This window comes from Polynucleobacter sp. AP-Sanab-80-C2, from assembly GCF_035012965.1.
GTDB lineage: Bacteria > Pseudomonadota > Gammaproteobacteria > Burkholderiales > Burkholderiaceae > Polynucleobacter.
Genome location: NZ_JAYGQS010000001.1, coordinates 214,248 through 226,945, shown reverse-complemented (window position 1 = coordinate 226,945; position 12,698 = coordinate 214,248). Strand labels below are relative to the sequence as shown.

The 12,698-nt window shown below is 44.5% G+C and carries 15 protein-coding genes; 8 read left to right on the top strand and 7 right to left on the bottom strand.

Features of this window, described 5'->3' with window-relative positions; genetic code table 11:
- Positions 1–16 precede the first annotated feature (16 nt).
- The 6 genes from VC178_RS01165 (at position 17) to VC178_RS01140 (ending at position 6,097) form a co-directional block, all read left to right on the top strand.
- On the top strand, positions 17–598 hold the full coding sequence (locus VC178_RS01165) for an HdeD family acid-resistance protein (protein ID WP_323481301.1): 582 nt from the start codon (positions 17–19) through the stop codon (positions 596–598).
- Positions 599–630: 32 nt separating this feature from the next.
- Complete coding sequence (locus VC178_RS01160) at positions 631–816, top strand: hypothetical protein (RefSeq protein WP_215296363.1); 186 nt, start codon at positions 631–633, stop codon at positions 814–816.
- Between the two features lie 41 nt (positions 817–857).
- Positions 858–3,023, top strand: coding sequence for a TonB-dependent receptor (locus VC178_RS01155; protein ID WP_323481300.1), 2,166 nt, complete (start codon positions 858–860; stop codon positions 3,021–3,023).
- 129 nt (positions 3,024–3,152) lie between these two features.
- Complete coding sequence (locus VC178_RS01150; RefSeq protein WP_251372094.1) at positions 3,153–4,385, top strand: PQQ-dependent sugar dehydrogenase; 1,233 nt, start codon at positions 3,153–3,155, stop codon at positions 4,383–4,385.
- Positions 4,382–4,981 carry a c-type cytochrome gene (locus VC178_RS01145; RefSeq protein WP_215319694.1) on the top strand — a complete coding sequence of 200 codons (600 nt, stop codon included), beginning with the start codon at positions 4,382–4,384 and terminating at the stop codon, positions 4,979–4,981. The genes VC178_RS01150 and VC178_RS01145 overlap by 4 nt, the downstream gene beginning before the upstream one ends.
- Before the next feature lie 39 nt (positions 4,982–5,020).
- Positions 5,021–6,097, top strand: a complete 1,077-nt coding sequence (locus tag VC178_RS01140) for an acyltransferase (RefSeq protein ID WP_323481299.1) — start codon at positions 5,021–5,023, stop codon at positions 6,095–6,097.
- On the opposite strand, the gene yjgA is transcribed toward VC178_RS01140, so the two are convergent.
- The 3 genes from yjgA to VC178_RS01125 are packed head-to-tail and all read right to left on the bottom strand — an operon-like array spanning position 6,094 to position 7,313.
- Positions 6,094–6,621, bottom strand: a complete 528-nt coding sequence (gene yjgA, locus VC178_RS01135) for a ribosome biogenesis factor YjgA (protein ID WP_216127579.1) — start codon at positions 6,619–6,621, stop codon at positions 6,094–6,096. The genes VC178_RS01140 and yjgA overlap by 4 nt on opposite strands.
- Positions 6,622–6,652: 31 nt before the next feature.
- On the bottom strand, positions 6,653–6,958 hold the full coding sequence (locus VC178_RS01130; RefSeq protein ID WP_323481298.1) for a helix-turn-helix domain-containing protein: 306 nt from the start codon (positions 6,956–6,958) through the stop codon (positions 6,653–6,655).
- A gap of 52 nt (positions 6,959–7,010) precedes the next feature.
- A complete protein-coding gene (locus VC178_RS01125; protein ID WP_216177628.1) occupies positions 7,011–7,313 on the bottom strand; it encodes a type II toxin-antitoxin system RelE/ParE family toxin in 303 nt (100 codons plus the stop codon).
- Between the two features lie 113 nt (positions 7,314–7,426).
- On the opposite strand from VC178_RS01125, the gene VC178_RS01120 reads away from it, so the two are divergent.
- Both VC178_RS01120 and VC178_RS01115 read left to right on the top strand, forming a co-directional pair.
- A complete protein-coding gene (locus VC178_RS01120; RefSeq protein WP_323481297.1) occupies positions 7,427–9,046 on the top strand; it encodes a GMC family oxidoreductase in 1,620 nt (539 codons plus the stop codon).
- Positions 9,047–9,074: 28 nt separating this feature from the next.
- Positions 9,075–9,947: an EamA family transporter gene (locus VC178_RS01115; protein WP_323481579.1), complete on the top strand. Its 873-nt coding sequence runs from the start codon at positions 9,075–9,077 to the stop codon at positions 9,945–9,947.
- A gap of 68 nt (positions 9,948–10,015) precedes the next feature.
- On the opposite strand, the gene VC178_RS01110 is transcribed toward VC178_RS01115, so the two are convergent.
- From VC178_RS01110 to VC178_RS01095, 4 genes are read right to left on the bottom strand one after another with little or no spacing between them, the layout of a single operon-like run.
- Positions 10,016–10,834 (bottom strand): sulfite exporter TauE/SafE family protein, encoded by an 819-nt coding sequence (locus tag VC178_RS01110; protein WP_323481296.1) that lies wholly within the window; start codon positions 10,832–10,834, stop codon positions 10,016–10,018.
- A gap of 51 nt (positions 10,835–10,885) precedes the next feature.
- Positions 10,886–11,308: a hypothetical protein gene (locus VC178_RS01105; RefSeq protein WP_323481295.1), complete on the bottom strand. Its 423-nt coding sequence runs from the start codon at positions 11,306–11,308 to the stop codon at positions 10,886–10,888.
- The gene (locus VC178_RS01100) at positions 11,305–12,129 is read right to left on the bottom strand and encodes an FAD:protein FMN transferase (protein ID WP_323481294.1); all 825 of its coding nucleotides are present in this window, start codon (positions 12,127–12,129) and stop codon (positions 11,305–11,307) included. Before VC178_RS01100 ends, VC178_RS01105 begins: the two co-directional genes overlap by 4 nt.
- 15 nt (positions 12,130–12,144) lie before the next feature.
- Positions 12,145–12,693: an FMN-binding protein gene (locus VC178_RS01095; protein WP_323481293.1), complete on the bottom strand. Its 549-nt coding sequence runs from the start codon at positions 12,691–12,693 to the stop codon at positions 12,145–12,147.
- Positions 12,694–12,698: the final 5 nt, after the last annotated feature.

Below are 12,698 nucleotides of genomic sequence, written 5' to 3'. Positions count from 1 at the left end.
CACTAAAGGGTTCCTCATGGCCGATTTATCAGTAGAACAAATGAAAGTACTCCGTGGCAATGTATTAGGTGCAGCAGCAAAAGTTCCGGGGGCACTCATTGGTCTAGGCATTTTGTTCCTCATTCTCGGCATGATTGGCATTGCCGGTCAAACCCTCTTCTCTCTGGTCTCAGTCAATGTGCTGGGCATCTTCTTATTTGCAGGCGGCATACTTCAGGGAGCACATGCATTTAAATCTACTGGCTGGAAAAGTGTTGGCGTGCAGCTGATTTTTGCTATTTTGTATATTGGTGCAGCAATTTATGTATGGGCATTTCCGATTCCTGCGCTTGAAGCGATTACCTTGTGGTTGGCTGCAATCTTTTTTATTACTGGCTTCTTGCGTTTGGTCTCGGCATTTCAGCATCGTCATTTTGCTGAGTGGTTCTGGCTTGCCTTATCTGCAGCCATTTCTATCTTGATGGGCGTACTCATCATGAATAGCTTCCCTTCTTCTAGCTTATGGCTACCGGGATTGTTAATTGCTATCGAATTGCTACTACAAGGCTGGACATTATTGTTCTTAGGTTTTGCGGCCAAGTCATTAACGAAACTATAAACACTGAATCATTCGATATAAAGAGCATAGTCATGGCAATGAAAAAAACAGACCTGTACAAGAGCTTAGCCTTGACTACTGCTCAGCGTATGAAGAATGCTGCCAAGACTCCCAAGCCTGGAGCTGCCGATGCAGTAGCAAAAACCAAAAAAGAGCTAGCAGAGGCAAACCCGATGCTGGCTTCTTTGATGGGCAAGAGTAAGCCAAAGAAAAAATAAATCAAAAGAAAAATGCCAGTAGTACGTCCTTAATAATGGTTATGTGTAAGCAACTGCAATCTAGCGCGAATGTTCTAGCTCTCTTATTGGTTTTGCAATCTGGTCAATCTTGGGCGCAAATTGCACCACCCCCAAATTACGATCAAAAGCTCAACGACATGGTGGTGAATGCCACTCGTTCAGGAACACCCCTAGATGAAATGTCACTCAATACAACGATTCTGACAAAAGAAGTATTGGAATCTTCTCCAGATCAGACCATTGATCAAGTACTCAAGAATGTGCCAGGCGTATTTTTAAATGATGTGCCTTACTACCAAAAAGATCCTACCGGCCAGAGCATTAACGTGCGCGGCTTAGGCTATGGCCGCACCCTAGTATTAATTGATGGCTTACCAGCAAATGACGCTTTCTACGGAACGGTACAGTGGAACTTGGTGCCGATGTCTTCGATTGAGTCGGTGGAGTTTGTGCGTGGCGGTGTATCAAGTTTGTATGGCAACTACGGTATGGGTGGTGTGATCAATATCAACACCAAAACACCCAAAAATAGTTCTCAAGAAGTTTCTGCCAGTATTGGCTCATTTGCGACAGGTAACGTAGCCGCCTCAAAAGACCTGGTCGTGTCAGATGCAATGCAAATGCGCTTTTCTGCCGATTACTTTTCAAGTGAAGGCTTTCAGAACTACGCTACGATTTCTCCAGGATCGCCGAGTAATATTAAAAATGGCATGGGAACGGATGCCGTTAAGAATTCGAATGTCCGCCTACAAAATTACTTCAAACCCACTGCTGATACCAATGCATTCTTAAGAATGGGTTACAGCACGATGGCGGACTTAAGTAACAACTACGCTATCGCGCCCAATTTAATTCAGACAGCTGATGTTGCTGGTGGCTCAACTACAAATCTAGACGTAGATAAAAAAGTGCAGGTCAATGTCTATTATCAAAATACGAATTTCTATAAACAAACTGCTAATAATCTGACCGCTTCACCTTATAAGCCGTATATCAATGCCAATTACACCGATCCCTATTCCACTCTTGGCGCATCAGCGCAATATACACATGACTTAAAAGCCGCCGGCATTGATCAATATATTGTTGGTATCGATGCCAGAAATATTTCTGCATCGAACTTAACAAATAATCTTGGTACGACTGGCGCAGTAAGCTCAGTAAGTTACGCGCAGGGACAGCAAAACTTTTATGGACTTCTTGGTCAAGTTAAATCTCGGGCTAGCGCAATTCCACTAGAAACCTCCCTGGGTGTGCGGGTTGATGCATGGAATAGTCAAACACCCACTTCATATAACGCTGGCGCCAATGGTTCAAGTCCTATCTATCAAGGCATTCCAAATCAGAGCAAAACACAGTTGAGTCCAACTCTAGGTCTGCTATATAAAGCAACCCAAAATTGGGACTTGCGTAGTGCTGCCTATCAAGCTTTTCATGCGCCGAGTATGAACAATACTTTGCGTAGTTATGGAAACTCTGTCAGTGGATATTCTCTGGCTAATCCGAATTTAACGCCCGAGACAATGACGGGTTATGAAGTGGGGACAGATTACCGCTGGAAAAATGGTTTTGCGCAGCTTACTGCTTTTAATAATTACATTCAGAATGCGATCGCCAGCTACAAAATTACTACTGCAAATTGGGCTTATGCAAACAGTCTGTGTAGTGCCGCTGGACTTTCGGGATGCTCTGCTACCAGTACAAGCTCAGGCTATACCAATGTCAGCTACTACACCAATCAACAAAATCTATTGAGTCGCGGTCTTGAGTTGCAATACCATCACGATCTCAATCCGAATTGGGCTGTAGATGGTGGCTACTCCTACACCCGAACTGTATTAACGTGGACTGCCACGACTGACGCGATTAATTCACAGGTGGGCGGTGTACCGATGAATATTGCAAATGCAGCCATTACTTATTACCCTGTGCCGCAGGCAAGCCTGACAACCACCGTGCGTTATGTTGGCAACTCCTGGATGGCAACAGGATCCCTGCCAGTGCCTGCCTATGCCGTGGTTGGCTTAAAGGCGAATTATCAAGTCACCCCCCAGGCCTCAGTATTTGCCTCAGCAGTGAACTTACTGAATCGACAGTATGTCACCTTCAATATTGCATCGCAGGCCTCTTCGTATCAGGCTGGCATGCCGCAAGCTATCACCGTTGGGGCTAGGATGATCTTCTAGAAAATTGATGCAGTGCAGTAGTATTGAATTTAGTGTGAACATATTGAAAATGCTTTAGGATTTAACGAAACTGAGTTCGAAGTAAATGAGAGTAAGTGCAATAAAAAACAAAAATTAGGAGATGTATCTGTGAAATTAAAAACTATTAATTCTTTAATGTTTGCTGCCGGCATTGTAGTTGCTACTTTGGCAAGTGCACAAGCTCCTGCTCCGGCACCAGCTGCAGCGCCTGCAATTCCGCCAACATGGGCGCAAGGTAGAACACCAGATGGTATGAATCCATCCTTGGCGCCAAATCCTCCTGGTATTTCTGCAATGTCTGCAGATGAAATTCCCGTCAGCAAGCTAAAAGTGCCAGCTGGCTTCAAGATTGAGTTGTGGGCATCCGGTATGCCAAACGGTCGCTCTATGACCGAGTCTCCAAATGGCACCGTTTTTGTAGGCACCCGCTTTACAGGAAATGTCTATGCTGTAGTAACTAAAGATGGCAAGCGCGAAGTGAAAACCATCGCCAAGGGTTTGCATCGTCCAAACGGTGTAGCGTTCACCAATGGTTCACTTTACGTTGCTGAACTCTCGCGCATCATTCGTTACGACAATATTGAGCAGAACTTAGATAATCCACCTGTACCAGTAGTAGTGTTTGATGCGCTTCCGAAAGATGAGCCGCATGGTTGGAAGTTCATGAAGCTCAGTCCTGATGGACAGTATTTGTATTTTCAAATCGGTACACCAGCAAATATTGTTGTGCCACCATCAACTCATGCAACGATCGTTCGCTTGAACCTAAAAACCAATATTTTAGAAACAGTTGCAACCGGTGTTCGTAACAGTGTTGGTATGGATTTCCAACCAGGCTCTAAAGAACTTTGGTTTACCAACAATGCTCGTGATTGGGTTGCTGAAGACAAGCCAAATGACACCTTAAATCGCTTAGTTCGCCCTAAGGGAATGAACTTCGGCTACCCTCATTGTCATCAGGGTGACTTCTTAGATCCTGAGTTTGGTAAAGGACGTTCATGCGATGAGTTTGATAAGCCTGTCTATAACTTAGGCGCACACGTAGCTGCTTTGGGTATGCGTTTTTATAACGGCAAGCAATTTCCAGCAGAATACAAAGGCAATATCTTTATTGCTGAACACGGCTCTTGGAATAAAACTCAGCGTGTTGGTTATCAAGTGGTGCGAGTAGTGCTTGATTCTAAAAATAAGGTTGTCAAAGCTGAGCCATTCGTAACCGGCTGGTTGGATGGTGATAAATATTGGGGGCGTCCAGTTGACGTTCAGATGCTCAAAGACGGTTCCATGTTGGTATCCGATGATGAAACTGGTGCAATCTTCCGCGTATCATACGGTAAATGAAATTGATCTCTAGCACTAGGGCCATCCTCGGGGTGGCCTTTTTTACTTCTTTAGTCTGCTCATTTAATATATATGCTGCGCCACCAGATGCAGCAGCAGGTAAAGCAAAAGCACAAACATGCTTTGCTTGTCATGGAGAAAATGGCATTAGTATTTCACCAGAGATACCAAATCTTGCGGCACAACCAGCGCTATCCATTACCTATCAGTTGATTCAGTTCAGAGGCCAACAGCGCAAAGGTGGAGCAATGGAGGCTCTAGCGATGCCCTTAAGCGATCAAGATATGCGTGATATTGCGGTCTACTATGCCGCTTTACCGCCGCCGCTGGCTAAATCAGGTAATGCAGAAAAAATTGCTAAAGGTCAGCAGATCTCCAGTGCCCAGTATTGCAATTCGTGTCATGGTCCACAGTTACAAGGACAAAAGCATATTGCGCGTTTGGCTGGGCAATCATCTGAGTATGTGATGACTCAACTTAAAAATATTCGTACTGGTAGTCGGGTGGACATGGATGGCACAATGGGGAGCGCAGCGCGAGGTTTGAGCGATGATGATATCGACGCTTTGGCTGCTTACGCTGCTTCGCTGAACTAGCATCTAATGATCCTTCGAACTCTTTAGCAATTTGCTTCTTTGCAGTCAAAAAACCATTTTCTCCTCGTTGATTTTTTAAAGACTTTTGCAGCTTTAATCATCATCATTCACCATCTGTCGAGTTACGGACAGATCGCAGAGGATGCACGCACAGTGTTGCCAGAACTAATGACTTGGTTGTTTGAATACGGACGCTATGCAGTACAGATCTTTTTGGTCATGGGCGGATACTTGGCCGCCCAATCCCTGACGCGCACCAGTAACTTAAAAAATCTCCAAACTGTTTTAAGGATTATTTTTAATCGCTATCTGCGCTTGTTTGCACCGTACGTTGTTGCGCTGATCATCACCATAGCTTGTGCGTGGGTGGCGCGTTTTTGGGTACAAGATGAATTCGTGGGTGAATCAGAAACGCTCAGTCAGTTTTTAGCGCATCTATTTTTTCTGCAGGGCATCTTAGGGCTTGATTCTATTTCTGCTGGCGTTTGGTATGTGGCGATTGATTGGCAGTTATACGCAATTCTGGCAATCATATTGGGAATGTTTCCTACCTTTCGTTCAGTAGTGTGGTTTTTGGCTGTACTGTGTGTTCTATCGCTGCTGTACTTCAATAGAAATGCTGACTACGAAAATTATTTCATCTACTTCATTGGTTCTTACGGCTTAGGCGTCTTGGCTCAACTTTGTAAAAATTATCCTGATCGATTAATCAATCGCTTTGCTAGAGTAGTGATGGGGGCTATTGGTGTGGCAATCATAGTTGCCAGTTTTCAAGAGTTTTGGCTACGAAATATTATGGCTTATGTAGTCGCTTTAGTTTTGATCCTCTGGGGGGATTGGACCTACATTGACCAATGGCGAGATCAAAAATATTTGCGTCCACATAAATTAGTGAATGCCATTTTATGGAGTAGCAGAAGATCGTATTGCGCCTTCTTAATACACTTCGCTTTTATCTTGTTGGCTAATACGCTCTATATCGGTTGGGGTATGAGCCGGCAACATGATGGAGTCATGGCAATAGTTCTGATGTTCTTCTCCTTAGTAGCAAGTTGGCAAGCTGCGAACTATCTCTATCGATGGGTAGAAGTGCCAGCGCGGAGAATTAAATTCTAAAGCCCCATTTCTTTTAAGACACGAAAGATTTCTCGATAAGCTTTAGGAGGCTTATTTTGCTCTTTCTCTCTTCGCGCATTGCGAATAAGGGTGCGCATATTCTGAATATCCATATCTGGATATTGCTCAATCATTTTGGTAAAAGTTTCATCATGGGCGATAAGCCGATCACGATAGCCCTCTAAGAAGTGAAGCTTTGCAGTCTCTGCTTTACTGACGCCCTGAATGGCATCTAAACGTTTTTGAATCGCTTCAAGTTCTTCTTCATCCAGAAAGCGCATGAGCTTACCTAAATACTGCTTATGGCGACGAATCGCTTCAAAACTCTTAATCTTGTTAGTTTCTGCAATCGCTGTTTTGATGGCTTCATCCAAGGGGATGGTTTTGAGGGCATCGCTACTCAAAGCAGCCAATACCTCGGCCAATTTCTGGCGTTCAGTCATTTGGCGCTTTAACTCCGACTTGCTAGGGCCTTCATCTTCCTCAGCAAGCTTGGGAGTGCGATTTTTCTCATTAATGTGCATCTAAGTATTTTAGACGGGTATTTGATCCGAATTATTCTTTGCTGATCTTTTGTTTGAAAAGTCGCAGACTATCACTAGAAAACAACTGACTGCGGCCAATGACGGTTGATGGCTGTAATCTACCAGCCTGGACATATCTACGCAAAGTGGGAAGCGAAATTTCTAAAAATTCTGCAGCCTCTTCTGCCGAAAAGGTAGCATTTCTCAGATGTCCAAATACTTGTTCGTGAGTGTAATCGGCCTCCTTAAAGGCATTTATTGCAATTAAAGAGAAAAATTTAATACGTTCTTTTGCTGACATTTTTTGCACTTGAGCAAATAGATCCTCAGCAGTCATCGTTGGAGTCATTCATTGACCTCGCTTTCTTTATTCAAGTGTCTTTGAGTTGTCATTTGAGACGAATTGATCGTTTTAGTTGATTGTAGAAATTTTCATGAGGTCCAATTTGACAGAACTCAATCCAGGTTATGAAATTTCCATCTGCAAAATGGTTAAATTGATATGCCATTAAATATTCCTGTCTATTAAAGCGAAACTTATAAACAAATATTCCCTGTAGATCACCAAGTTTTTGCTGACCTATCCTGGGGTTGTTACAAACTTCAATAACCTTATCTTCTATCGCTAACTGCAAAGGCTTTGAAGCCCTTTTGACAAATTGAGCAAAGGCTCTTTTATAGCAAGTTCTCATGATCTAATAATAGATCGTAATTGATTCTATAACAAATCAACAAAAATGCCAAGAAATCCCTGATTTTTTTATTGGTCAATAATAGAAGCAACTATGTTTTAAGCAGCGGATACATGACTCAAGCAAACACTTACGACTACATCATTATTGGGGCAGGCAGTGCCGGTTGTATGTTGGCTAAGCGTTTAACTGAGAACCCACAAAAGAAGGTTTTATTAATAGAGGCCGGTAAGAGTGATCGCTATATCTGGATTCATATTCCAGTGGGCTATCTTTACTGTATTGATAATCCAAAAACAGATTGGCGCTTTAAGACGGTTGCTGAAAAAGGTCTCAATGGCCGCTCTTTGTTATATCCCCGCGGTCGTGTACTTGGTGGATGTTCATCGATTAACGGCATGATCTACATGCGCGGTCAAGCGGGTGACTATGAGTCTTGGGTGCAAGCCACAGGCGATGAAGCTTGGTCTTGGGAGAATGCACTCAAGCGCTATAAAGTATTTGAGGATTACCACAGTGACGCCAATCAATGGCACGGCAAAGGTGGCGAGTGGACCGTATCGAAGCAACGCTTGCGTTGGCCCATCATGGACCGATTTAAAGATGCGGCAATAGAGGCTGGTATTCCAGCATCAGATGACTTTAATCGTGGCGATAACTTTGGTGTAGGCTACTTTGATGTGAGCCAGCGTAAGGGTTGGAGGCTCAATACATCAAAAGCTTTCTTAAAAGATGCTGTCAAGCGCAGTAATCTGACGGTGCTCACCGAAGCCATGGTGAGCAAACTCAAGATTGATCCATTAACTAAACAATGTTACGGGGTTGAGTACCGCTGGAACGGTGTGGTCACTGAATCATTGATCAATCCAGGTGGCGAAGTGATTCTGAGTGCTGGCTCTATTGGTAGCGTACAAATTTTAGAACGTTCCGGTATTGGCGCTGCAGCGCATTTAAATCAGCTGGGTATCCCGGTGATTGCAGACTTACCGGGGGTTGGTGAAAATCTGCAAGATCATTTGCAATTGCGGATGATTTATAAAGTGGATGGCATCAAAACTCTCAACACCCAAGCAAATTCATTATTTGGCAAGATGATGATTGGACTGGAGTATCTCTTGAAGCGCTCGGGGCCAATGTCGATGGCGCCTTCTCAGCTGGGGGCATTTGCTTATAGCTCTTCAGCTCAAAAGAGTGCTAACGTGGAATATCACGTGCAACCTTTGTCGCTTGAACGTTTTGGTGAAGACTTGCATTCCTTCAATGCGTTCACTGCCAGTGTGTGTAACTTACGTCCCACTTCACGAGGTAGCGTACACATCACCTCTGTTGATCCTGAAGCGCCTCCAGCAATTCAACCGAACTACTTATCTACTGAAGAAGATCGTAAGGTGGCAGTAGAGTCATTGCGTTTAACTCGCAAGATTGTGGAAAGCCCTGCACTCAAACCTTTTACGCCAGAAGAATATAAGCCGGGTATTCAATATCAAAGTGACGAAGAGTTGGTAAAAGCAGCAGGAGATATTGGTACGACGATTTTTCATCCAGTGGGCACTTGCAAGATGGGGCGGTCTGATGATCCGATGGCCGTTCTAGACTCACAATTACGAGTAAGGGGAATTCATCATTTGAGGGTAGTAGATGCTTCTGCCATGCCCACCATTACTTCGGGTAATACGGCTGCACCAACCATGATGATTGCAGAGCGCGTAGCGGAATTGCTGACGCGTGAGTAATTCATTGAAGCCATCTCATAATTACCAATTGCCTGTCAGCCATTTGTTGTTGGCATTAGCCATTGTGGCCGTATGGGGCACCAACTTTGTAGTGATCAAAATTTCTTTAGAGAGTTTTCCACCTTTTTTGTTTGCCGCCTTGCGTTTTGTATTTGCCTTTTTACCAGCAGTGTTCTTTTTGCCTAGACCAAAGGTCTCATGGGTCAATCTCTGTGTTTATGGTCTTGCGGTAGGGGTCGGGCAGTTCGGGATTTTATATTTTGCGATTGATGGCAATATTTCACCTGGCCTGGCTTCTTTGGTCGTCCAGACACAGGTATTTTTCACGATTGGTTTTGCGATGCTGTTTACTAAAGAACAGTTAAAACTCTATCAGGCGGTTGCAGTAGCCATTGCTATGACCGGTTTAGGAATTATTGCAGTCCATACAGATGCCACTACCACCTTTCTGGGTTTAGCCTTAGTAGTATTTGCAGGTTTTTCTTGGGGTGTAGCCAATACTGCTAGTCGTCGTGCCGGTGCTATCAACATGCTTTCTTATGTAGTGTGGGCTAGTGCTTTTGCAATTCCACCTTTGCTGCTGATCTCCTGGATTTTTGAAGGGGGTTGGGACTCGATGTATGTCTCACTCACTTCAGCGCCAACAGGTGCCTGGCTTGGTGTTCTGTGGCAGTCTTGGGGAAACACGCTCTTTGGCTATGGCGCTTGGGCCTGGCTACTCTCCAAACATCCTGCAGCAGCAGTGGCACCTGCACCCTTATTGGTGCCCATTTTTGGTATGGGCTCTGCAGCATTTTTCTTGAGTGAGCCTTTGCCCCTATGGAAAATTTTTGCAGCAGGTATTGTCATCTTGGGCTTGATGGTCAATTTGTTTTGGCCCTACTGGAAAACTCAAAGATGATTAGAAGTCTGAAGCGAACGAGAAGCCTTCATGGTTTATTACTGCACGACCTCACACATCAATACAAATCATAGTAAATGCAGACCTTTCAGCGTGAGGCTGACTGCTACACCAAAAACCATGACTGCAAAGACTTGCTGCAACTTCGGTCCACTGAGCTTTTTACTGATTGCTAGACCAATGAGTAGGCCACCGAGCGCGCCGATAGAAAAGGGTGCAGCCACAATGAAATTAAAGCTACCCGTTGCCGCAGAAAAGATGACGCTACCACCAGAAATTAGAGCTTGTACGCCCAATGAAGTAACGATGATCGATTGAGCTGATAAATTGGTATAGCGTTTTAAGGCTGGAATGATGATGAAGCCACCGCCCACTCCAAGCAGTCCCGATAAGAGACCTGCCAAGCCGCCGGTAAGAGCAAGTGCCTTAGCGCAGGGAACATTCCAAGAAAACTTTCCAACTAATGGATTCAGCAAACAAGGGGGTGGCTGCCTTGGAGGTTCTGGGATACCTAAAGCAGTATTGCGAGCTTGTCTATATTGGCTATACGCGGAGTAAAAGAGCGCGCTGCTAAAAATAAGTAGTAGCGGACCATTTGGGATGCGGCTTGCCAACCAAAATCCAGCAGGAGCCAATATCACTCCAAAGATAGCCATGAAGATGGCGGCTTTATAGCGTAGAAGATTATTTTTTAGCCCCAGTAAAGCGCCTACGCTGGCAGCAAGGGCGATTGCCGAGAGGGATATGGGGCTGGCATCCACCATATTCAGATCAAGGGCAAATACTAATAGTGGGACAGAGAGAATGCCGCCACCTGCGCCAGTCAGCCCCATGAGAACTCCCACAATAATTCCGAGGGCTGGGCTGATGAGCAATGAGTTATCCATTGCTATGGATTTTATAGGGTGAATCAATCCAGAAGTAAGGTGTTTGGGTTGCTAACTCCTTGCTTGCTTGTTCGGGCCCATGGGAATGTGGATTAAGAAAATGGCAAAAAACAGAAGACCAAGCCCCCAATGAGTACTGACTACCGTTTCCCGAATGGCTTCTGGGCCGTAATACAAAAGTAAGCCAGTAATCATTAATGCGCTTAAGAAGCTCAGTTGGCCTAAGCCGCTCCACCATTTTCTTTTAGACTTCAGTCCGGCCTTGAGGTGGAAAGGAAGAACAGACCCTAGCGCAAGGATTGTCAGCATAGCCGCTACCCCATGAATCACTAAAATATTGTGTGATCCCAAAATGGATCGCTGAATCTGAAATTCGTGACCTATTAAGTAAATGCCGCCGCTTAAAGAACAACTGAAGATCCCAAGTATCACAAACCATTTCTGCCATTCTGGCATTTTTCCTAAACGACTCATATGGCAATCCGAATAGCTTGTGCCGAGAATTTAGCAAAGCAAGGATGATTGGCTTGTTTTGATAAAGCGAGCACTTTAGTGAGGGCATCGGCATAAACGCATTCTTTTGCGAGGATGGAATAGGAGTCTGAAGAATGAATATAAATATCAGATTCTTCTGTTGCTAGGGGATTGATGAGATGACTTTCATGCCCATCTCTTTTTGCAAAATACAGACTGCTAGTAGCTAGCGCAGCGTTTTGCAGAGAGCCGATTTGAAGCAGCTCTGAAAGATTTTTTGGATTGCGAATCTGAACGGGTTTAGGGGCATCTCCAAATACTCTCAAGTCACCTCCTGCATTGACGATGCCAGAGAGAATCCCTTCGGAGATCAAAATCTTGACTGCCATATCAACTGCAAAGCCTTTGGCAATGCCACCAAGATCTAAACATACGGGACGAGAGGAGGTGATGAGCTCAGGCGTCAAAAAACAGATGTCTTCAATGCCACCAAGATTGTGATTGGTGAAGTCAATATGACGGGGTAAAAGACCAGCCGCAACCAAGCGATGCCCAATACCGCAGTTAAATAGACCACGTGAGTGACGATGTACCTGTTTTGCAATGCTTAGTACTTGTGAGGTCCAGGGATGAATATCTACCGCCCGGAGATGGGCATAACGATTGAGGTAATTGAGTTCGCTATCGGGCTGATGAAAGCCCATTAAGCCCTGAATCTTTTCGATGGCGGCAAAGGCATGATCTACAGCAGCCTGATTGGTATCTTGATCAATAGTGATTTCGACAAAGGTTCCTAAAAGCGGTTTGCAGCGAGTCTTCATGACATCATTGAGTGCTTATTGAGATTTGACTGGTATGTTCTTGAGAGCCAAGTCATAGAGCACAGTGATCCGTTTCACGCCATCGGTGAGGTGCTTGCAAGAAAGGGTTGCGCCCCCAATATTTTGAATATCTTGATTCAGTTTGATGGGGTCGTTGATAGTTTTACCAACAAATTGTTTGCGCCACTGTGCCTCAGCTACTTCGTAGCCATAAGATTCCACATACTCTAGGACTTCAATGCCCAAAACACTACCCTTTGCATTTAAGGCGACGGCGTAGGTAATCATTTCATGCTTACCTACGACTTCATCAATCACAAACCATCCGCCATCAGATGACCTCCATACACGATCACCTTGAAAGGGATGGCGGATGCTAGAAGCCGCCCGCATCTTTTCTTGTAAATCATCAGTAATGATGATGGGTGATTTACTGAGTACCTTATTGGGGAAAAGTATTTGCTTGGCTTGTTCGCTAGAGATGTAAATCTTTGCTTGCGCAAAGATTGGTGCAATTAGTATGGCTAGCCCTGCTACAGCATATGGATTTGGTTTCCAATTCATGATCT

Coding starts and splice junctions, on each gene's coding strand:
- VC178_RS01165 (WP_323481301.1), top strand. CDS start 17: ATGGCCGATTTATCAGTAGAACAAATGAAAGTACTCCGTGGCAATGTA.
- VC178_RS01160 (WP_215296363.1), top strand. CDS start 631: ATGGCAATGAAAAAAACAGACCTGTACAAGAGCTTAGCCTTGACTACT.
- VC178_RS01155 (WP_323481300.1), top strand. CDS start 858: ATGTGTAAGCAACTGCAATCTAGCGCGAATGTTCTAGCTCTCTTATTG.
- VC178_RS01145 (WP_215319694.1), top strand. CDS start 4,382: ATGAAATTGATCTCTAGCACTAGGGCCATCCTCGGGGTGGCCTTTTTT.
- yjgA (WP_216127579.1), bottom strand. CDS start 6,621: ATGCACATTAATGAGAAAAATCGCACTCCCAAGCTTGCTGAGGAAGAT.
- VC178_RS01130 (WP_323481298.1), bottom strand. CDS start 6,958: ATGACTGCTGAGGATCTATTTGCTCAAGTGCAAAAAATGTCAGCAAAA.
- VC178_RS01125 (WP_216177628.1), bottom strand. CDS start 7,313: ATGAGAACTTGCTATAAAAGAGCCTTTGCTCAATTTGTCAAAAGGGCT.
- VC178_RS01120 (WP_323481297.1), top strand. CDS start 7,427: ATGACTCAAGCAAACACTTACGACTACATCATTATTGGGGCAGGCAGT.
- VC178_RS01110 (WP_323481296.1), bottom strand. CDS start 10,834: ATGGATAACTCATTGCTCATCAGCCCAGCCCTCGGAATTATTGTGGGA.
- VC178_RS01105 (WP_323481295.1), bottom strand. CDS start 11,308: ATGAGTCGTTTAGGAAAAATGCCAGAATGGCAGAAATGGTTTGTGATA.
- VC178_RS01100 (WP_323481294.1), bottom strand. CDS start 12,129: ATGAAGACTCGCTGCAAACCGCTTTTAGGAACCTTTGTCGAAATCACT.
- VC178_RS01095 (WP_323481293.1), bottom strand. CDS start 12,693: ATGAATTGGAAACCAAATCCATATGCTGTAGCAGGGCTAGCCATACTA.